Here is a 23,837-nt window from a genome sequence, read left to right as displayed (position 1 = left end):
TACTTTTAGGTGATCACAGTAGGTCCGTTTCTGCCGGTTCGTTTTTTGATCTCGCAAAACTTTTCCGCCAATTCGATGAGTGGCGCTAATGCGCTTTGTGCGTCTTGATCATGTAAATTGCTGTCGGGTTCGTAACGTTCCAAATAAATTCGAAGTGTGGCGCCTACGGTGCCGGTGCCGGATAGGCGAAATACGATCCGCGAACCGTTTTCAAAACCGATTCGGATGCCTTGGTTTTTGCTGACGCTGCCGTCGACCGGGTCGGTATAAGCGAATTCATCGGCATATTGGACGATGTAATCGCCGAATGCCTTACCCGGTAAGGTCGGTAGTTGTTCGCGAAGATAAGCGACGATGCCGTCCGCAATATCGGTGGCTACGGCTTCATAATCATGGCGAGCGTAGATATCTCGCCCGAATCGTTGCCAATGCTCGGTGACAATGTCGGCAACCGATTGTCTTTTTCTGGCAATGAGATTGAGCCAAAATAATACTGCCCATAAGCCGTCTTTTTCCCGAACATGGTCTGATCCGGTGCCGAAGCTTTCTTCGCCGCATAAGGTGATTTTTCCGGCATCCAATAGGTTTCCGAAAAATTTCCAGCCGGTCGGCGTTTCGAAACAAGGCAAGTTCAGTTGCGCGGCAACCCGATCGACGGCTTGGCTGGTCGGCATTGAACGTGCGACGCCGCTGATGCCTTTTGCGTAGCCGGGAATCAAGGGTGCATTGGCCGCTAAAATAGCCAAACTATCGCTCGGCGTCACGAATATTTGCGAGCCCATGATCATATTACGGTCGCCGTCGCCATCCGAAGCCGCCCCAAACGTCGGTGCGTTCGGTCCGAACATTGCCTCGGCCAATTCTTCCGCATGAGCCAGGTTCGGGTCCGGGTGGCCGCCGCCGAAGTCTTCCAAAGGCACGGCATTGATTACAGAGCCGGGTTTTGCACCCAGCATCTCTTCCAGAATCGTTTTGGCATAGGGTCCAGTGATTGCATGCATCGCATCGAATTTAAGCGTGATATAGCCTGAGCCGATGCTCTGCTTGAGTAAATCGAAATCGAAAATGGTTTGCATCAATTCGGCGTAATCGTTGACGGGATCAAGGATGCTTATCGTAAGAGCCCCGATTTTTTGAGTGCCGATGGTGTCGAGGTCGATATCAGGAATCTCTGCAATTTTGTAGGAAGCGATTTCCTTGCTGCGTTGGTAAAATGCCTGGGTATATTTTTCTGGTGCCGGCCCTCCGTTGCTGACATTGTATTTGATGCCGAAATCTTCCTCCGGTCCTCCGGGATTGTGGCTGGCCGATAGCACCAGTCCGCCGTAGGCTTTATATTTGCGAATCAGGTTTGATGCGGCGGGGGTCGATAATAATCCGCCTTGACCGATAATCAATTCGCTAAAATCGTTTGCTGCGGCAATTTTTATGATTGTTTGAATGGCTTGTCGGTTAAAATAGCGTCCGTCACCACCTAAAACAAGTTTTTGGTCTACAATATCGTCGAGAGAGTCGAAGATTGACTGAACAAAATTTTCAAGATAGTTCGGTTGTTGAAAGGTTTTCACTTTCTTTCTTAGTCCCGACGTCCCGGGGTTTTGGTCTTCGAATGGATGAGTTTCTATTGTTTTTATTTCCATGAGTGAGCCTTTAATGCAACAAATAACACGGTTTTTAAATTACACTAAAACACAAGCTAATAGTAGTTTATTTGTGATCCGAATTGGCGTGTTTCCGATTCTTTTTTTGTTGGCGTCAAACGCCCAGGCTAGTAACGATGTTTGGTTATTGATCGATACTAATGCGCTGACGCTTGAAGTTAAGAAAGGAGAGCAGACGTTAGAACGGTTGGAAAACATTGCGATAGGCCGTAATGGCGCGGGTTTTAAGGAGGTGCGGGGCGATGATGTCACTCCTTTAGGGACTTACAAAATTAGCTGGATTAATGAAAAAAGCAGTTTTTATCGTTTTTTCGGCTTGTCTTATCCTTCCGTCGATAATGCTCATGCCGCACTTGACAAGGGGCTTATCGATCCGTTAACTTTTGAGACGATTGTCGAAGCGCACCAAAGACATGGTATTCCTCCTCAGAATACTCGCTTGGGAGGGCAAATCGGCATTCACGGCTTGGGGCGTGGCGATGAGAAAATTCATAGAACCATGAATTGGACCCATGGCTGTATTGCATTGACTAATAAGCAAATTGATCTTTTAAGTAAGTGGGTTGATAAAGAAATTACAGTGCAGATAAAATAGTTCTGGAATATTTTGAAAAAAAAGTTCAATATATTTCATCGAATGCTTTTGAAAATAATCTTAGTAACAACTCTTACAGTAAAAAAAGGAAAAATAATATGAAAAAATTAGCGAAATTATCAGTGGTTGCTCTTACAGCAAGTCTGGCTGTAGGTTGTGCGAGTACTTCCGACGTTGAAGGCCTGCAATCTCAAATCGACGATTTGAATACTAAAGTTTCAAGAGCAGCTTCTGATGCGGCTAGTGCGAAAAGCGCTGCTGCTGACGCATCTGCAAGAGCGGCGGCTGCTGAAGCTGCAGCAAATCGCGCAGCAAGCTACGCACAAGACGCCAACAGCAAGTTGGATCGTCTGTTCAAAAAATCAATGATGAAATAATTGACCTTCATCTTTTGATTTGAAAAAAGCCCGTCAGATTCGTCTGACGGGCTTTTTTTTTGGCTATGTTTGCGGTAAAAGTTGGCCTCTGGGCCCTCGATATGAAATGCCGGGGAGCGGACAGTAAGATACGCTTTGCGTGCCGTAGGAAGCTCTCCCGCTGCTTAGGAATATGCCTTCTTGTGTTGCCTTGCGCCGACATGAGGTACGCGCAGCGTACCCTACAATTCACTTTGAATTTTTAAGTGTTTCTGGTGTTGGTGGGGATTTTTAACTTTTACCGCATACACAGCCTTTTTGAGCTACTCTTGCGTTAAGAGCTGGGCTTAGGGCCTCGATATGGGCTGCCGGGTATCCCGGGTTGGCGGGGTGGGGTTTATACAGCGCAGGGCGGGTTATTTGACCCGTCCTGAGCGTTTGATTTGCTTTGGTTGCGGTTGAAACGTTTAGGACGGGCTTGCAAACCCCGTCCTGCTAAGTTTGGGAGGGATTTATGACCGAATTCTTAAGGCGCTGCCTTGGCTGAGTGCGAGTTTGTTTTAGGCTCCGGTTTTTTATAAATCAAAACGGGACGACCGCTTTTTTCTTCGAGCGCTTTTCTGAGCGCGGCGCCATTGATGACAGGATGTTGGTTGTTATTCGCACGAACAATCAATTCCAGAGCTTGTTCCAGTCGGTCTTCATAACTGGCCTTGGTTTTTTCCAGATTCGGATAAACCTGGATATAAAGCGAGTCATCGAGCCACCCGACTTTTGTCGGTTGATTGACGATATGGACATCGGTACCGACCGGGACGTTTGGAAACAATTGTTCGATATTTTCCGGCAACATCCGAATACACCCATGAGTTACGCTCATGCCGACTCCAAAAGGTTTATTGGTGCTATGGATTAGATAGCCTGGTACGCCTAGTCGCATCGCATATAGGCCCAACGGATTATCAGGGCCGGCCGGAACGACGTTAGGCAAAATATCCCCTCGCGCTGCGTGCTCTCTTTTTATGGATTCCGGCGGCGTCCAGGTCGGGTTTCGGGTTTTGGCGGTTATTCTGGTTTTGCCGAGCGGCGTTTTCCAGTCTAGTCTGCCGATGCTGATCGGATAGGTGACGACGCGGTTCTTGTTTGGCGGGTAGTAATACATACGGTATTCAGGCAAGTTAATCACGATGCCGTTTCGTGGCGCCTTAGGTAACAAGCGACTATTAGGTATCTTAACTTGGGTTCCTTCCTTGGGCAGCCAGCGGTCGACAGAGGGGTTGGCCAATAAAATTTCATTTTGACCGATGTAGAAGCGCCTTGCTATGTCTAGAAGTGTGTCTTCCTCGGCAGCAACAGTATAAAAGTGCGGTTGGGGGTGTTTATCGGTTCCTTCCAGGCGATCGCCTATTAGGCTGTCGCCGGAGTTTTTAGGAAGATCGAATTCGGCGGCGTGTATGCCGCTACTCGAAGCGAAAATTAGCGCAATAACCGCAAGTTTTGCTTTTTGAATAATCATGATTTATGCTCTCCACCAAACAATTCTATAAGACGCGGTAGGAAGGTCGAGAGTTCCAGCGACATAATCGAAAAATCGGCATCGAATTGTTCGGTCTCGTCTTGGGTTTCGATATCGGCTACCTGGTCTTGAACCAAATCTAAAAACTTTAAGCGTTTTATACTCAAGTTTTCGTCCACGATGCAAGCAATTCTATCCGCCCAATTGATGGCGAGTTTAATGACTTGCTTGCCGGTATCGAGATGGTTTTTGATTTCGGGCAAGCTTAAATCGTGACGTTTGCAGCGTACAATGCCGCCTTCATCGCCTGGCGAGCGCAATTCGCATTCGTCTTCGATCGTAATGTCGCCCGGCGTGTCTTGTGTAATCAGCCAGCGCGTCATGACTGCGACAGGTTTCTCCTGAGTAATCGGCGGCACGACCGGTAGCGAGCCCAGGCATTTTCGTAGATTGCTGATTAAATCTTCGGCTTTTTTGGCCGATGGAGAGTCGACGATCAGCCAGCCGTTTTTGGGGTCGATATAAGCATAAGTCTTACGCGAAAACGTAAAGGCTCGCGGTAGCAACTCGAAACAGATTTCTTCCTTGATCGCGGTGCGTTCTTTTTTACTGAGTTTGCGGTTTTCGCGGTCCTCGGCCTCTTGAATTTTTTCCTGGACCATTTCATTGATCACGGCGGCGGGCAAAACTTTTTCTTCCACTTTTGCGCATACCATCATGAAGCCGTTGGTGGTGTGGACCCGTTGCTCAGAGTTTCTGCCGAGCGGAGCAGTCCAGCCGAAGCTCATTTCTTGTTGGGCTGCGCAAGGGCGAAACGGCATTTGTTCGAGTTTTTCTTCGAATTCGGCCGGCGTTAAAGTAAAGTCTTCTGTAAAACGGTAAACGGATAGATTTTTAAACCACATGGGCGTTGGATCTCGTATAAAATCGATCATTATCGCAGATTAACGGGAATCCCGAAAATGACGGTTTGTTTTTTACGACTGACAAGGCTTGCATGATATACCTTTCGCACTTCAAATTTCGGCAGTTCCTTAGAAGGCACCCCGGTGCTGAATTTTGATCTACGATGAGTATAGTTGACGGTTTTCCACCGATAGCCGGGAAATCGGCGGAAGTGTTGATTTTAGGGTCAATGCCTAGTGTAGCGTCGTTGTCCAAAGGCGAATATTACGGGCATCCGCGCAACGGCTTTTGGCTAATCATGAGACAATTGTTCGGTGCCGGGCCGGAATTGGATTATCTAAAGCGCAGCCGCATTTTAATCGAACACCATCTTGCGGTGTGGGATGTCTTGCAGACCTGTTATCGTCCAGGCAGTGCAGATGCAAATATCGATGTGGATTCGATAAAAATAAACGACTTTAACCGTTTTTTTGAGCATCACCGCGATATAAAGCGAGTATTGTTTAACGGTGGCGCGGCGGAGAGCTTATATCGTAAACGCGTGTTGCCGATATTGAATAGCCGTTTCAATTATCTTGAATATCAGCGCGTACCTTCAACTAGTCCGGCCTATGCGGCGATGTCGTTGGAGCGGAAAACCATGGCTTGGAAGGCGGCGCTTGGAATTGTAGTTAACGGTCGGCAATGATTAGTGAATAGTGAATAGTGAATAGGGACGGTATCGATAAAACAGATCTGCTTACCGCTGACTGTTATACCTTTTCGCACTTCAAATTTCGGCATTAGCCTATGGAGGTGCCGGGGTGTTCGGCAAAGGCTTTGATAGCATGGATGCTATCATAGAGCCTACATGGACGTATTTACGGCGTCCTTTGACGGGCACCCCGGCACCGAAATTTGACAAGCAAAGGGTATAACTGCTATCAAAAAAAAAAGGGGTCAATATGGAAAACCTGTCAACGACAGAAAGCTTGATACTGGGGGCATTAGTGCTGCTGGTGCTATTTTGGATGGGGCCAGGTGTCAAAGCATCGCTCGAGCACAGTAAAAATGCTGAAACGGATTGGAAAGCGGTATTGTTTCCGCTGGGATTCGTTGTACTATTTGTATTATTTTTAATAGCCATGGTTTGAAATGATTGAAGAATTTCAGGAATACGAAGAATTCGACGATGAAGTCGAATACTATGCGGTAAGACCGAATAAATCCCAGATCAAACGCGATATTGCCGTATTGTTTGATCTTGGGGAGGAATTGGTCGCGTTGTCGACGGCGCAATTAAGCACGTTGGATTTGCCGGAGGAATTATACAAGGCGGTTATCGGTACGGTTGGGATGCCGCCGAAAGGTGCCAGAAAAAGACAGTTGAAATTTATATGCGGGTTGCTCAGAAAGTTAGATGTCGAGCAGATTTTAGAAAAATTGGCTCGGATTAAAAACCAGAGTGCGCATTCGACGAGGGAGCATCATAAGGTTGAGCGTTGGCGCGATCGTTTGATTGCTGAAGGGCAAGACGCCTTGACCGAATTGATTGATGAGTATCCGCAAACCGACCGGCAAGTGTTAAGGCAATTAATGCGCAGTGCGCAAAAAGAAGCGGCCGAAGCGCGGCCTCCGAAATCCTCGCGGGAACTATACCGTTATTTGAAGGAGTTGTTCGAAGACGATTCCGAACGAACGGCTTAATCAATCGTGGGGTGCTCTCCGTGGATTGTTTAAATTATTGAAATTGTTCGAATAAATCGATTTGTCGGTTGCAGCTTGGCGAGGCGAGTGATGACAAGGCGACACCCAGCAGGCGGACCTTACGCCGTTCGGTTGGCGCCGTTTTCAATAAGTCGTCCAATAGCGGTAGAGCATTTAAGTTTTCGGTGATTGCTTTCGAAAGCGTTCGGCTACGCGTGATTTGCACAAAATCGCTATATTTTATTTTTATCGTTAAGGTGTAAGCCGCCAGTTTTTTCTCTTTCGCCTTGCCGAGTGCTTTGTTCAGCAGATTCTGCAACTGTATCAATAGAGTCTCCCGGTTATCGAGATCTTCTTGAAAGGTGACTTCAACACCGATCGATTTAGTGATTCGTTGGTGATTGACCGGGCGATTATCGATGCCCCGGCAAATATGGTAATAATGCAAGCCGGCTTTACCGAAATAATCTTGCAAAGAGGCGAGGGGCATCGTTTTTAAATCGGCTCCGGTAAAAATGCCCAGGTCATGCATTCTTTTCTCGGTGGCCTTGCCGATACCGTGAAATTTTCCGATAGGTAGGGTTTCGATAAACCCGGGGCCGTTGTCGGGCGTGATTAAATACAAGCCGTCCGGTTTGTCGAGATCGGAGGCTATTTTTGCCAGGAATTTGTTATAAGAAACGCCTGCGGAAGCGGTCAGTCCGGTCTGTTGCTTGATTTTTTCCTTGATGTCTTTCGCAATGAGTGTCGCAGAGCCTTTGCAGCGATTGCATTGGCTAACGTCAAGATAGGCTTCGTCGAGCGATAAGGGTTCGAACAAATCGGTATAGTCGGCAAAGATTTTGCGGATGCTGTTCGACGCTTCTCGGTACGCTTCGAAACGCGGTTTGACGAAGATTGCATGAGGACAGAGGCGATGTGCCGTAGTCGATGGCATCGCCGAATGGATGCCGTATTGCCGGGCTTCGTAACTGCAGGTTGATACTACCCCTCGAGATCCCGGCAAACCGCCTACGATTAAAGGTTTATTGCGGTATTGCGGAAAATCGCGTTGTTCGACTGCGGCAAAAAATGCATCCATATCGATGTGGATGATTTTACGAGCGGCTTCCATGGTCGTTGACGCGAGTCAGTCTTAATGTTCTCGGTGAGACGGCAAATCCAATGTTTCGGTCTCGTTCCAGTCGGCGAAAGGGAAGGGCATTCGCTCGGTGTTGAAAGTCAAGAACAGCACGATATGATACAGATAAGCCGCCAGTTTTTTCCCAAGATCGAGAATATTCTTATTAGCCGAACCGGTCAGCAGCATAGAGGCGATTTGCAGCAATATCACCGCCCACAACAATACCCTGACCAATCCCGCGATGACCGCGAATACCAGCATAAAGGCGATTCTTTTCCAGGTGTTCGGTTTTTTGAGGTTTTCGTTGAGTTGTTCCTTCATGTGTTCTCTTATCCACGGTTTAAGATGTCACGCAAGTCCAACGCGGCGGCATTGGCGCGAGCGATATAATTAGCCATTGTCAACGAGTAGTTCGCGAATAGACCGTAGCCGCTGCCATTTAAAATTACCGGGCTCATGATGGGTTGTAACGAACTTTCTAGCGCCCGAATCATGATATCCACGGTATTCATCGCGCGTTTACTGATTAAGATGCTTCTGAAGTCATGTTCGATTGCCTTGAGTATATGCAGCAAAGCCCAAGCCGAACCGCGTGCTTCCCAAAACATGTCGTCGACCAGCAGCCAAGGCGTTTGTTCCAAAGGCTCGGTACTCAGATGCTCTTGTTTTAATTTGTCGGCTTCCGGCGTTAGCGTTTGTTGCAGGGTCATTTCCCGAATATAAGTTTTTTCGGTGCTAGCGGCCAGACGAACCGATAAATTGCCCAAACGCTTGATGACGATTTCGGTATATTGCCAAAGATTATCGGCTCGTGCATAGAATCGTGCGGCTTTTTTCCCGGCTGGTTTTTGTAGGCGCGTCATATAGTTATGGAGAGAGTCGATGCCTTTTTGATATTCCGCTTCGGTCGACGGAAGCGCCCAGGAATTGCGTTCGTAATAGAAATAAGGCTCGGCGATCGCAAGATCTGGGTCTTCGGCCGATTGCGATTGATCACGCGCGAAATGATTCCGTAGTGCGGTCGTGGCGTCGCGTAAGATGACCAAGGCCCCCAATTCCCAGTTCGGCATGTTATCCATGAATACGCCCGGAGGTGCAGCGTCGTTAGTGATATAGCCGCCGGGCTTGTGTAGTAATACTTCGGCGATATGCGCTAAGGTATTTGCGTAAACATAACCGAGTGGAATGTCGGTCGTGTCGTCGACTTTGGAGCGTTCTATCGCTTCGTCATAAACATTGAACGGATCGGGTTCCTGGCTCCACCAGGTTGCCAAAATTAGAATTACAATAAGAACCGCGGATGCGATGACACCAAGCGTCCATAGGATCCCTTTATATTGTGTGTTCTGTGGTAAATCGTTTTCAGACATTTCCGGTATCCTTCGTGTGCAGCATTTTTTTAAAATTGCTCTAAATAATAACAGGTTTTATAGCCGTTGGCTCGTTAACAAAAAGCCGAGTTAGGGTGTTCTTTTTTGCACGAGGAAGGGCCTAATCGTAAACTTACTGCGGAGCGGGTTATTTAACCCGCTCCCAACGTTTCGATTTGGGTTGATCCTGGACGAAAAGCTTCCGCTCCTGCTCACGCCCCTTAACTACATCCATGTATACCTATCGCACTTCAAATTTCGGCATTAGCGTATGGAGGCGCCGGGGTGTTCGGCAAAGGCTTTGGCAGCATGGATGCTGTCATAGAGCCTACATGGACGTATTCACGGCGTCCTTTGACGGGCACCCCGACGCCGAAATTTGACTAGCAAAGGGTATAGGTAACGTTTAGGACTGGGCTGCAAACTCCGTCCCACCTAGAAAATATCCAGTTCAAGGCGTTCTTTTTTTAGCGCGGGGATGGGCCTGATCGTAAACTTCGGCAAGATGTTGGAAATTAAGATGGGTATAGATTTGCGTCGTGCCGATTGTGCTATGGCCGAGTAATTCCTGAACGGCTCTAAGATCGCCGCTGGATTCGAGTAAATGACTGGCAAAGGAATGTCTCAGCATATGCGGGTGGATATGTTCGGCGATCCCTTTTTTTCGACACCAGTTTTCGAGTCTTTGTTGTACGCTACGTTGTGCGAGTCGGGTGCCTCTGGCCGATAAAAACAGCGCAGGCTCATCGCCGCGATTGAGGTCGGCGCGTAATGGCAACCAGTTTTTCAATGCCTCGACGGCTTTATTGCCGATCGGTAATATTCTGGATTTTCCGCCTTTTCCCGACTGTACGACTAAACTGCAATCGGCTAAATCGATATCGACTAAATCGAGCGCGGTCAATTCGCTAAGTCGCAGGCCGCAGGAATAAAATAATTCAAAAATCGCTTGATCCCTGATTTCCAGCCAAGAATCGGTATCGGCTTCGAGGAAGCCTGTTACTTGGTCGACATCGAGCACTTTGGGGAGTTTTCTATCCTGCTTGGGCGCTTTGACCGCCTGGGCCGGGTTTACTGTGGCGAGGTTTTTTTTCAGCAAATATCTGAACAAACTGCGTATCGCCGATAATTCGCGCTGCAGGCTTTTGCTACCGAGCCCTTGCCGGTGCCTCGAGGCGATATGGGTGCGGATATCGCTGGTATTTAGCGACGACCAATTCTCTATGTTGTGTTCGACACAAAAGTCGCGCAATCTCTCCAAGTCATATCTGTAGCTTTCGACGGTATGGTCGGACAAGCGCTTTTCGACTTGCAAGTAGCTTAAAAAGCTATTTAACTGAGTCAGCGCGTCTTCAGTCATGTTCCGATTGGTGAAGCAACGAAATCAAGCGTGTGGCAATAATCTCGCTCATTTGGGTCAAAAATAAATTACCCATGCTGTAATGGAAGCGGTTGTCTTCGCGGCTGCCGATCGCAACAATGCCTTCGAGTTGGGTGAACGACATGGGGATGATCGCGCAGGACTTAACCTCCGATGCCGCATCGCCGAACAGGACCTTGGCTTGCGCTAGGGTGGGACGTCCGCATTTCGGCTGGTTGTTGTTCAGTATTTGCGCGAAATGCTGAAGAGTGGGGTCGTTCGGTGCGATAAACAAATTGGCAATCGGCGTTTGCTCATGTTCGGAAATGATACGCACAGCCACAAAATCGGTTATGAAATACTCGACGAACACATGCTCGAGATTCGCGACGGCTTCGTCGAGCGTAGCGGCATCGAGCAAGGCCAAGGTCAATTTGTGCATGCGATTAAACGACGTATCGTTCTCGCGGGCAATTTCGATCAGCGCGGTTAATTGACTTTCCAATTCCTGATGCTTGACCCTGAAAATTTCCAGTTGTTTGGATATCAATGAAATCGCATCGCCGCTCGGATGCGGTATCGTCATGCTTTCCAAGAGATTAAGGTGGTCGTTGAAGAACTCGGGGTTGGCCTGCAAGTAGGCTTCAACTTGTTCTTCTGTCAGTGTGTTGAGTGCTTGTTTTTTCATAATGAGATACGTCCCTCGAAAACCGAAACGGCGGGTCCTGTCATCAATACCGGCTGTCCTCTCCCCGGCCAATTAATTGTTAATGATCCGCCGGGCAGTTCGACTTTGACTTCATGATCGAGCAAATTTTGTTCGATACCAATGATCGCGGCGGCGCAAGCGCCGCTTCCGCAGGCAAGTGTTTCCGCTGCTCCCCGCTCATAAACACGAAGCTTGATATGGCCGCGGTCGATGACTTGCATGAAACCGATATTGGCGCGCTCGGGAAAATCGGGATGGCTTTCCAGTAAAGGTCCTAATTCATTGACCGGCGCGTGCTTGATGTCGTGAACCTGAAGCACGGCATGCGGGTTACCCAGCGAAACCGCGCCGAAACCTCTTTCGATATTATTGGCGATAACGCTGTAAAACTTCGCTTCATGCTGTGTTTTTAGCGGGATTTCTTCAGGCTTGTGTTTCGGGATGCCCATGTTGACCGTGATCATGCCGTCCGCGTTGAGCTTCAGCAACAGTTGGCCGGCATTGGTATCGACGCGGATTTCGTCTTTATCGGTCAATTTTTTATCGCGGACGAATTTCGCAAAACAGCGCGCGCCGTTGCCGCATTGCGCAACCTCGCTGCCGTCAGCGTTGAAGATCCGGTATTTGAAATCGGCATCCGGACTAACCGGGATTTCGACCAATAATAATTGATCGAAGCCGATGCCGAAATGGCGGTTCGACCAGGTACGGATTTGTTCGGCCTGTAATGAAATGCTTTGATTGATAGCATCGATCACGACAAAGTCGTTACCGAGTCCGTGCATTTTGGTGAATTCGATCATGGATGTTATTTTCCGGTTAAGGCAGTAATTGTTCGCCAGCCCATAATTGCGCAAGGGTTTCCCGCTCGCGAACCAGGTGGCAATCGCTGCCATCGACCATGATTTCGGCGGCGCGCGGTCTTGAATTATAGTTGGAACTCATCGTAAAGCCATAGGCGCCGGAAGATCGTATCGCGAGCAAGTCTCCGGGCGAGAGTCTCAATTTGCGGTCCTTGCCGAGAAAATCGCCGGTTTCGCAGACCGGGCCGACGATATCCCAATGATTTTCATCCGCCGAACTTTGGCTTTGAACCGGAATGATTTCCTGCCAAGCGCTGTAGAGCGAAGGGCGGATTAAATCGTTCATCGCCGCATCGACAATCGCAAAATTTTTGTCGGCCGTGGTTTTAAGATATTCGACTTGCGTGACCAGAATGCCTGCATTGCCGGCGATGGCCCGGCCGGGCTCGAGCAGGATCTCAACATCATGATCGAGCGTCGATTGATCGAGACGATCGAGCAAGGCCTTAACATATTCGGCCGGTTCCGGCGGTTGTTCGTCACGGTAACGAATGCCGAGACCGCCGCCGAGGTCCAGATGGTGCAGGGCGATTCCCATTTTTTTTAGTTCCACGACAAGGTCGAGTATCCGGCCCAATGCGTCCAAGAAGGGCGTCGTGTCGGTCAATTGCGAACCGATATGGCAGTCGATGCCGATAACATCGATATTCGGCATGGCCGCGGCGCGTTGATACTCAAGTAAGGCTTGTTCAATCGCAATGCCGAATTTGTTTTCCTTTAAACCGGTCGAGATGTAAGGATGGGTTTTCGCATCGACGTCGGGATTGACGCGGAACGAAACCGGAGCCTTGACGCCGAGTTGGCCCGCCAGTGCATTGATTCTGTCCAACTCTCCGCCGACCTCGATATTGAAACAACGGATACCTGTCTTCAGCGCACTTAGGATTTCATCGCTGCGTTTGCCGACGCCCGAAAACACAATTTTTTTCGGATCGCCGCCTGCGGCTAAGACGCGCTCGAGTTCACCGGCCGAAACGATATCGAAACCCGATCCTAACCTGGCTAAAATATTCAGCACCGCAAGATTGGAATTGGCCTTGACCGCATAACAGATCAGATGCGGCCTATCGCCGAAGGGACGGTCGAAAGCATGCCAATGTCGTTCCAACGTGGCGCGCGAATAAATGTAGCATGGGGTTCCAAGTTTAGCGGCGATTTCCCGTACCGGACAGTCTTCTGCGAATAATTCGCCGTTTTTATAATTAAAAAAATCCATGTGTCAGTCTTCTTCGTCAGGTTCAATGTCGGCCGGTAGTTCTTTCGGGACATGGATCGGCGCCGGCCCGTCCGGCAAATAAAGCGGTCCGGTTTGTCCGCAAGCAGTGATCCATAATGCGATAAAGAAAGCGAGTAAAAGTTTGGAATAATTCATAATGCATCGTTGTATATCTGAGTAGGAAGCCAAGTGGCCAACTGCGGCCAATAAGCCAAAACGGCCAACATGATAAGCTGAATTGCGATAAAAGGCATCACGCCTTTATAGATTTGGCCTGTCGAAACCTCGGCCGGAGCCACGCCGCGCAGATAAAATAACGCGAAACCGAACGGCGGCGTCAAAAACGACGTTTGCAGGTTTAATGCAATCATGATGCCGAGCCAGACCGGGTCGATACCCATCGCCAACAGTACCGGGCCGACGATCGGCACCACGACGAAGGTGATTTCGATAAAATCCAACACGAAGCCGAGAAAAAACATCACCAGCATCACGCTGAATACGGCGCCGAATTGACCGCCCGGTAAGTCCGAGAGCAGGTTAACGATCAGTTCATCGCCCTCAAACCCACGAAATACTAACGAAAACAAGGCTGCGCCGATCAGGATTAGAAACACCATGCTCGTGGTTTGCGTGGTGCTGCGCATGACTTCCTGCAGTGTAGCTAAATTCAACTCGCATTTTGCGAAAGCCAGAATAATGGCACCGAAAGCGCCGACCGATGCCGCTTCGGTCGGCGTAGCCAGGCCGCCTATGATTGAACCGAGTACCGAGAGAATCAATATTAACGGCGGCGCCAGGCTAAACAATAGGCTCCGATAAAAGCCCGGTTCGAGCCGGGCGTTTTGTTCTGCGGCCGGCATCAAGTTCGGACGCAGCCAGGCCAGCAAGGCAATATAGACCAAATACATTGCAACTAGGCCGAGTCCGGGCAGTAGCGCACCGGCGAATAAATCGCCAACCGAAATCGATTCCGGCGCAAACACCCCCATGTCGAGCTGAGCCTGTTGATAGGCGGTGGAAATGATATCGCCGAGTAAAACCAGTACGATAGACGGCGGAATCATTTGGCCTAATGTTCCGGAGGCGCAAATCGTGCCGCAAGCCACGGCCGGATCGTAATTTTTGCGTAGCATGGTCGGCAGCGACAACAGGCCCATCGTGACCACGGTCGCGCCGACGATGCCGGTGCTAGCCGCCATCAACATGCCGACTAAAGTTACCGCGATGCCGAGGCCGCCGCGCAGGGTACCGAACAAATCGGTCATTGCTTCTAAAAGGCTTTCGGCAATACGCGACCGTTCGAGCATTACGCCCATGAACACGAAAAGCGGTACCGCGATCAGCGTTTCATTGCCGATGATGCCGTACAGACGGTTGGGCAATGCGTTTAAAAATGCGATGTCGAAATTGCCCAGCAATAAACCCAGTCCCGCGAATGCCAGCGCGGTGCCGCTCAATGCAAAGGCGACCGGAAAACCGCTTAATAGCACGACAAAAACCGCGGCAAACATCCATAGAGCCATCATATTTTCCATTTATCGAGCCTCTATTCGACGAGTTTCCACGGGAGTATGCAAGCCCAAGGCAATCATTAAATTAGCGATGAACATGGAAATACCTTGCAGGATTAAAAGGCATGCGGTCAACGGAATGGTGCTTTTGATGAGAAATACGCCGGGAAGTCCGCCGGAGTTGCTAGAGCTTTCGTAGATATTCCACGATTCGACGACATAGTGCCAACTGCTGTAAAGGATAAACCCTGAAACCGGCAACAATAAAAACAACACGCCGCAACAATCGATCCAGGCTCTGACGGTTTTGCCGCAGCGTTGGTAAAAAATATCGACCCGAACATGAGCGCCGGTTTTCAAGGTGTAAGCCGCACCCAACATAAACACCAGCGCATGCATATAGGAGACCGATTCCTGCATGGCAATCGAATTGAAATTAAACGCATAACGAAGCAAAACGATCGTAAACGTCACCACGACCATGATCAACGTTAGCCAGGATACGGTCGTCCCGATCCATTCGTTAAGCGAGTCGATTATATCGGCAAGGCGGCGACAGAACTGAACAGTCGAAGGCATATATGCTGAGGTCCGGGCGTAAAAAATGAGAAAGTTGGTAATTATACCTAATACTTTGTTCGGGGTGAGTGATTCAACCCGTCCAAGGGCGATTCGAGGGCTTCGACATATCCTTTATCCTAACGTTCATGAAGGCCTGGCCATCGACGCCTGTCGGTCGAGCAACCGCACCCTCTCCGGAACCGGCATTTGCTCTGTCGAGCGCCGTATATCGAAAAATTAGATAAAGGGTCTATATCTACGAACTTTCACAGTAAAAAGAGCAGTTGACATGTGTTGTAGACCGTTCGTGCTGAGCTAAGTCGAAGCATGAAGGGTCTACAACACTTTCACCGTCTTGGTGAAGCCTCAAACTACCGTTCACCCTTCGACGGGGCTCTCCTGAGCGCAGCCGAAGGGCTCAGGGCGAACGGTAGTTTGAGGCTATCAAACTGTTCTTTTTAGGTTTATTGTCTTTAACACCCTCGAATCTCCCTCGCCTAACGCTCACTGCCATTAAGTTAAGGGAAGCCCGTCATTCCGCCATGGACTGGCGGAATCCAGTGCCATGGATGGCAAGCTTTTGAGGCAAAGTAGATCCTGGATACAAGCATTACTTAATTCTGTGCTGGCTTAACTTAATGGCAGTGTCGCCTAAAACGCTAGGTGATCCGCGAAGGGTACGCTGTGCGTACCATGGTAGCTCCGCGATGTTCATGTGCTAACCGAACCGCCAGGGCACGGCTTTGGTACGCACAGCGTACCCTACAATTTATCTGAAACGATGGGCGCGCAGGGCGAAAGAACCATTTAGGGCGGTTTTTTTGTGCGTGTTTCTTGGTTCGAAGTTTGGCAATCATTGCCGGCATGATTATTGACTCCGAAGGGATATACGGATTCCCTACGGCACTGCTGCGATATTTTGTGTGGAATCATAAGTAATTGAAATAAAAATATAAAATATCATGACGGAAGGGTAGTCTTGTATCCCTTTATATTGATTCTGATCCTCCAAAAAATAAATATTAAAGATTGCCATTAAAAGAGTAGAAATTTAAATTCCCGCCTACTATCCTTAAACAAAACTTAACGCTCTCGTTACGGTTCCTTGAATGATTCGTGAAGAATCTTTTGTCTTTTAAAAAAACAGTTTTTGGTGATTGGTTATGCAGCGACAAACTCTTGTCATTTCATTATTATCCGCGGCAATGGCATTGCTTCCGGCTTGCAGCAGTTCTCCTTCACGGCATGTTGAAATTAAACCGACGACTCCGCCAAGAGTTTCTACCGGCTCTCAGTGGACCTATAAACCGGCTATAGCCGCTAAGTTCGCGCAAAAAGAGCAGGGCGTATTTCCTAGGCCGCCAACATTGGAACCGGCAGTCGATTTTTGGCGTAAGACTTATGGGGTATGGCATCGTTCGGAAGTCGCTTTTCATGATGATCGCTATATGGGCGTTATCTATGAAGTGATGAGGTTACCGGGCAATGTCGGCGAAGGTTTGACTAACCAACAAAAAGCGATGGTCGAACAGCGCAAAGCATTTTGGAAAAATCGCTTGAGTGACTTAGACAGGAAATTGCGAGCTAAAGCGCCGCTTGACGAATTCGATAAACAAATCGTCGCCAGAATCCAAAGTCAAGGCAATTTGCATGAGATTTTGCCGGAGGCTAGTCAAAGATTACGGTCGCAACGCGGCATAAAAGAGCGATTCAAACGCGGCCTGGAGATCAGCGGTCGGTATGATGCGCAATTTAGAAGCATTTTCCGCGAATACAATTTGCCGGAGGATTTTGCTTATTTGCCGCATGTCGAGTCGTCATTTCAAGCTTCCGCAAAATCCCACGCCGGCGCGGTCGGCATGTGGCAGTTCACAAAAGGGGCCGCTGAAACGTTTATGCCGGGTAAAAACAAACCCGATAGGCGCCATGATCCGATAGCCTCGGCTCATGGCGCGGCTCGTTATCTAAAGTATGCTTACAACAAACTCAACGATTGGCCGACTGCGGTGACTTCTTATAATCACGGTATAGGCGGAATGTCGCGGGCACAAAATCAAGTCGGCCGCAATTTCGAACAAATCGTCGAACGATACAACAGCCCGATATTCGGGTTTGCGTCGCGTAATTATTATGCACAGTTTTTAGCTGCGAGAGACATTGCGGCAAACCCCTTGGCTTACTTCCGCGAAGGCGTAAACTTTGAAGGCCCGATGGGCTCGACTCACTATCTCGCCTCGGAATAACGACTTTTCCTCAACCGATACAGCCTCTCCAGTCCTCTATAAAGTTATACCCATCGCACTTCAAATTTCGGCATTGACGCATGGAGGCGCCGGGGGGGCGGCAAAGGCTTTGACAGCAGGGATGCTGTCACAGAGCCTACATATACGTATTCACGGCGTCCTTTGACGGCCCGCCCCCCGGTGCCGAAGTTTGACCAGCAAATGCTATCAAAGGGGGACTGGAGACTTTTTCGGATCGATATTCCCTCAAGCATCATTATCGCCATTCTGCTAGAATTCCCCTATTTAAGGGCGGCGATCCATGCGTAAATGTAGACTTTATGCAATTGCCGATATTTTTTTCGGATGAAGCAACAAAGCGATCACATTCAGATATTGAATCATAAAAATCGCGTTGCCGATTAAATGGCGGAATAATTATGTGTTTTAGTGCGAATATGTCTTTAGGTCTGGGGCTGGTAGGCTTGGCAGCTTCAAGCGTGACTTTTTTAGATAAGAGCGAAACCCTACAGGTGAGATTGGCGAGAACCTACGCGATACTGCATTTTTCAATGATGGAATTCATTCAATATTTCGCCTATCCGGTTGCCGATCAATGCGGTTACGGCACGAATCTTTTTCTCAGCGAGTTATCGACATATCACATCAGTCTTCAGGCATTTGCGATTATGCCGGCATTGGCCAGCTATTCCTCGGATAAAGAAGCACTAAAAAAAGCATTTTACTTTAGCGCGACATTGAGTTCGTTATTTCTAATCTTCAATTTCCTGCCCAAGGAATGGCAATTATTCGGAATCGAGCCGAATTTTATCGGTAACAAAGTGGCTTGTCTTTATAGCGGGATTTATCACATCGGTTATGCGATACCGAGCGCCTTTGGTTTGTTGATTACCCACGGATCCCTTTTTGCGTTGGCATTGAGTGGGTTTATGTGGCCGGACAATTGGAAAATGGCTTCCTACCACTGCGTCATGGCATTGATGACCTTGCTGATGCCGCAATGGCTATTCGGCGTGTCGACCGGCGAAGCGGCGGCGATTTATTGCCTGTTCTCGATACCGATCACAATCAGCTTCTTGCCGCATTTCAAACAATTTTTTACGGTAATGCCGCAGCGTTTGCAACGGGCTTAGTAAGGGGCATGAACTAAGTTACGCAACTTTTCCGGTAAGTGTGCAGTGATGAAAATTGATTTATTAAGACAATTGGCGGCGCAAGACGGAGTCCAATATGCCTGGCTAAGACAGGGTGTGAATGATTTTGAAATGGCAGAGCTATTGTTTAAGGCTAGCAAATGGGATGGTGTTTGCTACCACGCTCAACAAGCGGTGGAAAAGTTATTAAAGTTTGTCGTCAGCGATGCGGGAGCTCAAATCCGACATATTCACTCGGTTCACGAGCTGGCAAAAGATGTAAACAAATCACTTGATACCGATTTGTTCGATGATGAGCTTATTGACCTATACAAAGAATTGAGCCAATACAACACCATAGCAAGATACCCGTCATCATGCGATGCGCCTGTGGACATTATCACCAAAAAGCAAGCACTGTCGGCCTTGGATGCTTTTAACCGGTCGGTGAGGATACTGGAGCGGCTTTATGCAAAGGACTAATCTTGTCCAAAAAGCTAGAATCCGAAAGAAGCTGGGCGTCGTGGCTTATCTCAAACAAGCTTTTAAAGATTTTTCCTGTCCGGTTTATTTGTTCGGTTCGTATGCAACAGAACAATTTCACGGCAACTCGGATGTGGATATTTTAGTAATATCGCCCAAAGAGTCGATTCAAATAAATTACCGCAAAGCGTGCGATAAAATGTCGGAATTAGGACTTGGTTATGACATTTTAGTAACCGATTCATTAGAGCAATTGGATCGGAGCATCGTGGATTCCCTTTACAAAATAAATGTAACTTAGGAACGAGTATCCTCGTTCCCGTGCTCCTGCGTGGGAATGCATACCGGTCTTATCAAGGCTAAAGTATAAATTCCCACTGCGGATCGAGGTCGCCGGAAAAACGACATACTCATTCCTGATTAGCAATATGCTTCAGCTTGCCGAAACCAAGTGTCCAAGCAGGGGCCAGTCGTAGTCGCAAAAACTAAAATATGCTGTTACCCAAGCTCCAGCTTGGGCAACCTGTTCAGGAAGCTCTAGCTTCCCGACAATCAAGAAAAATTGAACGAGCGAGTCGCGGGGTTGATTGAGAGTGAGCGGAGGTTGTGTCGGTCTCAGGAAGCTGAGCTTCCGGGGTGTTTTTCCCAAGCTGGAGCCTGGGAAAGAGCGTGATGTGGGTGGCCGTTTTTAGCTTGACGCGCATGGCTTACGAACCCCGTCTTGCTAAGGGTTATGCTGATCTTTGGGCTTTAGCTGAAGAAACTTGCTAATCAGGTACTCATTTCATCGAATCCGCCCCGACAGCCCCGCCTTGAGTCGCTGTAACGCCTCTTAACCAAATACCGGCAACCGGATTTTTGGGTACGCCAGAGGCGGACAGAAAGACGAACGGCACCGAAGTCAACGCCATATCGCTATTGATTTGCACGGCAAAATGTAAATGAGGGCCGGTGGTGAATCCGGTATTGCCGGAATAAGCGATCAATTGACCCGCTTCGACGCGCAAGCCCGGATATACCTGCGTTTTTTCTAGTTCCAAGTGCGCGTAAACAGCCATTGAACCGTCATCGTGTAAAATGCGTATTCGGTTGGCCTTCTGGCCATAAGCCGGCTTGACGCCGCCTTCGAAAAAATCGCGCTCGACATCCATCACGACTCCGGATCTGGCCGCATGAATCGGCGTGCCGACCGGCATCGCGATATCGACTGCATAACGGTTTTCCGGGTCGGTGTGGCTGAATTCGCCCTCGAAACCTTGAGTAATTTGAAACGACTCGCCGGCAGCGAAAGGCGGGAGATAGGCATGCTTGGGTAGATAGTCCGTTAGCGGCGGCCCTATTGCATAACGATAGTTCACAGTAAAACGAAAACCGGCTTGCGGTTGTGCTTCGCTAATTTCGAGCAGCGTTTTCGATAGCCCTGGAGACACGATAAAGCGATGCGGCAACGCCGGATTGGCCAAAGCATTCTCGTGCTCGACAAAAGCGACTTCCACTTGCACCGGGCCGCCGTAATCGTTACGGATGGCATAGGTCGGGTGACGCTTGTCGCCCCCTTGTATCAACCAGACCTTTTGCCTCTGCTCGACTTTCAATTGCCGGATCGTAACCGGTAATTCTGTGTCGGGCGCCTTGTCGGTATAGTGCCAAATGCCTCTTTCGTCCTGATATTGATAAAGTTTTTTAGCGGCAACGTTAAATGAAAACAGAACCCATATAATGCCGACCAGAGCCGGTGCGTGCCGTAAGGCAAAAGGCGATTTATTGCCGCCTTCCCGATAGTCAAATAAAGCAAGACGAAAGGGTGATGAAAAATGACGAGAACTCTTCATGCTTTGATTCCTAGTTTCAACGCTCCAGCGCTTATTGCTCTCTCCCAAACTCTTGTTTGGGAGTGTCTACCGTCAAGCTCCGCTTGACGAACAATAAGCAGAGCTTAAAGGTAGGCATTCCCAAGTAGAACTTGGGAACGAGACAATGGCCGTTTTTGCATGACCTTTTTAAACGCCGTGCGCAGAAGCTTTACATTGTCCTCATCGGCGAATAATTTCCGGCGTTTTTCGGTCACCACGGTAAACAAATAGCTGCCCGCGTTGATATAAACACGGCGATAACGCATGGCGAAACTCCGAATACAGTGAAGTTTGGCAATTTTGCGTAGGTCGGGTTAGTGTCAGCGTAACCCGACCTACATTGCTAACAATTAGTATTTGATCTTGATACCGAAATATCACGAGTCTGGTTGCCGGTTACTGTACCTAAAGGAATTGCTAAAGTACCCGTTCCTAAAGAACTATTTGTTCCTTGTGTAATTTGATATTTCCTGGAATTGTTTCCTGTACTACACGGCGGAGAAATGGTTATCGTTAACGTGTTTTCAACACCATCAGGTACTGTACAGGAATAGCTTTGACTGCCTGTTGGATTAATAGCGGTGCCGCAATTCCCTTCTAATACGCTAATGGATGCTTGGGCAATTGTTACTTGGTTGGTAAATGAAATAGTGCCGCTAATTGTTCGAGGGATAATAGCATTGAAATTAGGACCTTCAACTGTTGTAGGGTCAGATGTTCCTGGTGTCAATTGTACAGATACCGATGACGGAGTAACTCCGCCGCCACTAGCCGATAATGTGGCAATATTTGCTGTTGTTTGTATCGAGCACGTATAAATAGATGGGGCATTTGTGTGATCGATGGTGCAAGCAGTTCCGGCTAACTCGATTACGACTTCTTCTCTTCGTCCTCCGATAATATTACCGGTAATGGTGTAGGTTGTTAAAGTTGGAGTCGCCAGATTTAATGTGCAGCCAACTGTTGATGGAGCCATAACACAAGTCGCAACTAATGATCCGCTAGTGGCGTTAACAGTTAACGCCGGTTCGTTAGTGGTAATAGTGCAACTATAGGCTGTTGTGGTCGCTTGACATTCAACAGGTGTTTGTATTCCGTCTGTTATTGTGACAGTCGGTGCTGTGCTGGCATTTTTTATCTCACCGGAAACCAAAATGGTAGGGGCTACATCACCTGGGCAATAAGATACATCAGTAATTAAGTCGACGCTATTAGGTGAAGTTCCGGTTAGGTTGCGTTGGATATATTTAGAGGCGAGTTTTAGGCCGGAAATAGTTGCCGCGCGTGCCTTACATTCATTGGAAATTTGCGTGAGAGTATTTTTACCATTGATTATAAGAAAATTATGACAGTCGTAGGGTTTATTGATGCCTTCATTACTGACGATGTTGCCGTTCGTTCTCCGCGTGTAATAAGCCCGAGCTGTGTTGATTGTTGAAGATGGGCCGGCAAGCTCTTCAGCAAAACAGACATTATTCCCATTGCTTGCGATCCCTAATAAACCAACATTACCTCGCCAACCGCCGGGACCAACCTTTATTTGCGCAACTGCCGGTTTAGGGCATTCAGTGACTGCGGTATGTTGCCCGGCAGTCGCTAATTGAAGCGGTGTTTCGGCATCGACGCGTGGGAGATGAGTGCCGTCTGGTCCATTGATACAGTTGCCGCCGACATAGCAAACGTAAGGTGCCTCTGTTGAGTTAGCGATTGGGTTGAAAACACAATATGCGCCGCTTTCCGATGCATTAAAGGTGAATAAATTAACGTCCAACAATCCTGCATTGGGATTATTTCCGGTTGTGGCTCTAGAATAAACAATGCCTCGTATCGGGATGATTATGCCGCCATTAAAGCGAATTTGTCTTGTGCAAGATAAACCATCGTTGTTATCGCTAAATAACTCGATCGATTCGTCGCCAGCGATTGAATCATCGTTTACCCTGCGTGTATAAAGGTTGTTTTCGAAATAAACTAAATCGCTACACAGGAATACGCGATCGCCACCGCCCATGTCATTTTCTTTGAAATATTGGGTTTCACCATTAATTTCTCGCGTATATATACCTCGTTCAGCATCAAATAAAGTTAAGTCATCGAGCGGCACATTGAGATCGTCAAAAATTTTGTCGGATGACTCGGCGCTGGGACTTGGACTCATGGCATTCAATCCACGTTCATCATCGCTTGCCGCTAACATTGAAGCGCCAGGGCTTTGAAAGCTAATAACACTTTGCACGATTACTTGCTCATTTGCGATTGATGCAGAGCTGTTGGCCGCTGCATTTGCCGCTGCCGCATTGGCAGCGTTCAATACCATTTGGCCTGTGGCTCCCCAAGCGACTTTAACTTCAACTACTTTTCTTTCCGGGTTGGTTTGGTCCGTTACTAACCAATAGCGCGCGAAGTTTTCATTAGAGCCAACTATCCAGTTAGTCTCTTTACCACTGGCAATTTCATCAAAACTATCTTCCTTTTCAATCCGGTCCTTAAGCTCTTCGAGCTTTAGGTTGGCTAGTAACATGGCTTCCGAACGTATTTTATTGTTGCTGCTGCCACTTATTAAATTGATTTGCAAAGAGCTAATTGCTAATAATCCAACTGCTACTACTACAGTCGCAATCAGTACTTCAATCAGGCCAATTCCATTGTTGCGTGTTAATGTGTTTGTGACGTTCATTTGATATCACCT

General features: G+C 48.3%; 25 protein-coding genes. 9 read left to right on the top strand and 16 right to left on the bottom strand.

What is annotated here, in order from left to right:
• Positions 1–5: 5 nt before the first annotated feature.
• Complete coding sequence (locus EQU24_RS12975) at positions 6–1,640, bottom strand: alpha-D-glucose phosphate-specific phosphoglucomutase (RefSeq protein ID WP_017839096.1); 1,635 nt, start codon at positions 1,638–1,640, stop codon at positions 6–8.
• Between the two features lie 13 nt (positions 1,641–1,653).
• Here EQU24_RS12975 and EQU24_RS12970 point away from each other — a divergent pair, with 13 nt between their 5' ends.
• Together EQU24_RS12970 and EQU24_RS12965 are read left to right on the top strand one after the other, a co-directional pair.
• On the top strand, positions 1,654–2,256 hold the full coding sequence (locus EQU24_RS12970; protein WP_138767174.1) for a L,D-transpeptidase family protein: 603 nt from the start codon (positions 1,654–1,656) through the stop codon (positions 2,254–2,256).
• Positions 2,257–2,354: 98 nt separating this feature from the next.
• Positions 2,355–2,633 (top strand): Lpp/OprI family alanine-zipper lipoprotein, encoded by a 279-nt coding sequence (locus tag EQU24_RS12965; RefSeq protein ID WP_017839098.1) that lies wholly within the window; start codon positions 2,355–2,357, stop codon positions 2,631–2,633.
• A 505-nt stretch (positions 2,634–3,138) separates the two neighbouring features.
• Here EQU24_RS12965 and EQU24_RS12960 read toward each other — a convergent pair.
• Both EQU24_RS12960 and rdgC read right to left on the bottom strand, forming a co-directional pair.
• Positions 3,139–4,128, bottom strand: coding sequence for a L,D-transpeptidase family protein (locus EQU24_RS12960; protein ID WP_017839099.1), 990 nt, complete (start codon positions 4,126–4,128; stop codon positions 3,139–3,141).
• Positions 4,125–5,033 carry a recombination-associated protein RdgC gene (rdgC, locus tag EQU24_RS12955; protein ID WP_017839100.1) on the bottom strand — a complete coding sequence of 303 codons (909 nt, stop codon included), beginning with the start codon at positions 5,031–5,033 and terminating at the stop codon, positions 4,125–4,127. The genes EQU24_RS12960 and rdgC overlap by 4 nt, the downstream gene beginning before the upstream one ends.
• Positions 5,034–5,197: 164 nt before the next feature.
• Between rdgC and EQU24_RS12950 the strand changes: the two genes are divergently transcribed.
• The 3 genes from EQU24_RS12950 (at position 5,198) to yjgA (ending at position 6,720) form a co-directional block, all read left to right on the top strand.
• Positions 5,198–5,722, top strand: coding sequence for a DNA-deoxyinosine glycosylase (locus EQU24_RS12950; RefSeq protein WP_017839101.1), 525 nt, complete (start codon positions 5,198–5,200; stop codon positions 5,720–5,722).
• Between the two features lie 256 nt (positions 5,723–5,978).
• Positions 5,979–6,167 carry a hypothetical protein gene (locus EQU24_RS12945; RefSeq protein WP_017839102.1) on the top strand — a complete coding sequence of 63 codons (189 nt, stop codon included), beginning with the start codon at positions 5,979–5,981 and terminating at the stop codon, positions 6,165–6,167.
• Between the two features lies 1 nt (position 6,168).
• A complete protein-coding gene (gene yjgA / locus EQU24_RS12940; protein WP_017839103.1) occupies positions 6,169–6,720 on the top strand; it encodes a ribosome biogenesis factor YjgA in 552 nt (183 codons plus the stop codon).
• Between the two features lie 34 nt (positions 6,721–6,754).
• Here the strand turns inward: yjgA and dinB are convergent, their stop codons facing one another.
• The 10 genes from dinB to EQU24_RS12890 all read right to left on the bottom strand — a co-directional run bounded on the left by dinB (position 6,755) and on the right by EQU24_RS12890 (position 15,454).
• On the bottom strand, positions 6,755–7,834 hold the full coding sequence (gene dinB, locus EQU24_RS12935; RefSeq protein WP_017839104.1) for a DNA polymerase IV: 1,080 nt from the start codon (positions 7,832–7,834) through the stop codon (positions 6,755–6,757).
• A 21-nt stretch (positions 7,835–7,855) separates the two neighbouring features.
• The gene (locus tag EQU24_RS12930; protein WP_017839105.1) at positions 7,856–8,164 is read right to left on the bottom strand and encodes a DUF4389 domain-containing protein; all 309 of its coding nucleotides are present in this window, start codon (positions 8,162–8,164) and stop codon (positions 7,856–7,858) included.
• Positions 8,165–8,172: 8 nt separating this feature from the next.
• Entirely contained in the window at positions 8,173–9,213 is a 1,041-nt protein-coding gene (locus EQU24_RS12925; protein ID WP_017839106.1) for a DUF2333 family protein, read from the bottom strand.
• A gap of 451 nt (positions 9,214–9,664) precedes the next feature.
• Positions 9,665–10,573: a tyrosine recombinase XerC gene (gene xerC, locus EQU24_RS12920; RefSeq protein WP_017839107.1), complete on the bottom strand. Its 909-nt coding sequence runs from the start codon at positions 10,571–10,573 to the stop codon at positions 9,665–9,667.
• Positions 10,566–11,261: a DUF484 family protein gene (locus EQU24_RS12915; RefSeq protein ID WP_017839108.1), complete on the bottom strand. Its 696-nt coding sequence runs from the start codon at positions 11,259–11,261 to the stop codon at positions 10,566–10,568. The genes xerC and EQU24_RS12915 overlap by 8 nt, the downstream gene beginning before the upstream one ends.
• Positions 11,258–12,085 (bottom strand): diaminopimelate epimerase, encoded by an 828-nt coding sequence (gene dapF, locus EQU24_RS12910; RefSeq protein ID WP_017839109.1) that lies wholly within the window; start codon positions 12,083–12,085, stop codon positions 11,258–11,260. Before dapF ends, EQU24_RS12915 begins: the two co-directional genes overlap by 4 nt.
• 16 nt (positions 12,086–12,101) lie before the next feature.
• Positions 12,102–13,361: a diaminopimelate decarboxylase gene (gene lysA, locus EQU24_RS12905; protein ID WP_017839110.1), complete on the bottom strand. Its 1,260-nt coding sequence runs from the start codon at positions 13,359–13,361 to the stop codon at positions 12,102–12,104.
• Positions 13,362–13,364: 3 nt separating this feature from the next.
• Complete coding sequence (lptM, locus tag EQU24_RS12900) at positions 13,365–13,517, bottom strand: LPS translocon maturation chaperone LptM (protein ID WP_017839111.1); 153 nt, start codon at positions 13,515–13,517, stop codon at positions 13,365–13,367.
• Positions 13,514–14,899, bottom strand: coding sequence for a TRAP transporter large permease (locus EQU24_RS12895; RefSeq protein ID WP_017839112.1), 1,386 nt, complete (start codon positions 14,897–14,899; stop codon positions 13,514–13,516). The genes lptM and EQU24_RS12895 overlap by 4 nt, the downstream gene beginning before the upstream one ends.
• The gene (locus EQU24_RS12890) at positions 14,900–15,454 is read right to left on the bottom strand and encodes a TRAP transporter small permease subunit (RefSeq protein WP_017839113.1); all 555 of its coding nucleotides are present in this window, start codon (positions 15,452–15,454) and stop codon (positions 14,900–14,902) included. It lies immediately after the preceding gene.
• Positions 15,455–16,599: 1,145 nt separating this feature from the next.
• On the opposite strand from EQU24_RS12890, the gene EQU24_RS12885 reads away from it, so the two are divergent.
• The 4 genes from EQU24_RS12885 (at position 16,600) to EQU24_RS12870 (ending at position 19,596) form a co-directional block, all read left to right on the top strand.
• Complete coding sequence (locus tag EQU24_RS12885; RefSeq protein ID WP_017839115.1) at positions 16,600–17,679, top strand: lytic transglycosylase domain-containing protein; 1,080 nt, start codon at positions 16,600–16,602, stop codon at positions 17,677–17,679.
• Positions 17,680–18,098: 419 nt separating this feature from the next.
• Complete coding sequence (locus EQU24_RS12880) at positions 18,099–18,812, top strand: DUF5765 domain-containing protein (RefSeq protein ID WP_017839116.1); 714 nt, start codon at positions 18,099–18,101, stop codon at positions 18,810–18,812.
• Positions 18,813–18,860: 48 nt separating this feature from the next.
• On the top strand, positions 18,861–19,295 hold the full coding sequence (locus tag EQU24_RS12875; RefSeq protein ID WP_017839117.1) for a HEPN domain-containing protein: 435 nt from the start codon (positions 18,861–18,863) through the stop codon (positions 19,293–19,295).
• Complete coding sequence (locus EQU24_RS12870) at positions 19,282–19,596, top strand: nucleotidyltransferase family protein (RefSeq protein WP_017839118.1); 315 nt, start codon at positions 19,282–19,284, stop codon at positions 19,594–19,596. Before EQU24_RS12875 ends, EQU24_RS12870 begins: the two co-directional genes overlap by 14 nt.
• A gap of 478 nt (positions 19,597–20,074) precedes the next feature.
• Here EQU24_RS12870 and EQU24_RS12865 read toward each other — a convergent pair whose 3' ends face one another.
• From EQU24_RS12865 to EQU24_RS12855, 3 genes are all read right to left on the bottom strand, one after another.
• Complete coding sequence (locus EQU24_RS12865) at positions 20,075–21,127, bottom strand: M23 family metallopeptidase (protein WP_017839119.1); 1,053 nt, start codon at positions 21,125–21,127, stop codon at positions 20,075–20,077.
• 104 nt (positions 21,128–21,231) lie between these two features.
• On the bottom strand, positions 21,232–21,414 hold the full coding sequence (locus EQU24_RS12860) for a hypothetical protein (RefSeq protein WP_017839120.1): 183 nt from the start codon (positions 21,412–21,414) through the stop codon (positions 21,232–21,234).
• A 77-nt stretch (positions 21,415–21,491) separates the two neighbouring features.
• Positions 21,492–23,825 (bottom strand): hypothetical protein, encoded by a 2,334-nt coding sequence (locus EQU24_RS12855; protein ID WP_017839121.1) that lies wholly within the window; start codon positions 23,823–23,825, stop codon positions 21,492–21,494.
• Positions 23,826–23,837: the final 12 nt, after the last annotated feature.

The organism is Methylotuvimicrobium buryatense (genome assembly GCF_005931095.1).
In the GTDB taxonomy this organism is placed as follows: Bacteria; Pseudomonadota; Gammaproteobacteria; order Methylococcales; family Methylomonadaceae; genus Methylotuvimicrobium; species Methylotuvimicrobium buryatense.
This window is presented reverse-complemented; position numbering and strand designations above follow the sequence as displayed.